At 51.6% G+C, this 250-nt stretch carries 1 protein-coding gene; it reads right to left on the reverse strand.

The features are described 5' to 3' along the window. A partial coding sequence (locus tag ACYP03_RS27215) for a GMC family oxidoreductase N-terminal domain-containing protein (protein WP_459782833.1) occupies positions 1-250 on the reverse strand: 250 nt, incomplete at both ends.

The raw sequence follows: 250 nt of genomic DNA on the forward strand, positions 1-250 counted from the left end.
CTTGCCTTCCTTTTTCAGCACGTATTTCAGTGTATCGGGAGCCATACGCAACAGGCCGCCGAGTGAAGCGGTGAAGCCATCTTTTTTCTTACTTTTGACCAGCACACAGGCATCGACATGCTCTTGCAGGTTTTCACCGACGCCCGGTAAGTGGTGCTGGCAGTCAATTCCATGCTCTGCGAGGTGATCTTGATGACCAATACCTGACAGCATCAGTAATTGCGGTGAGTTGATTGCACCGCCACTGAGG

The sequence above is a fragment of the Photobacterium sp. R1 genome, from assembly GCF_054600795.1.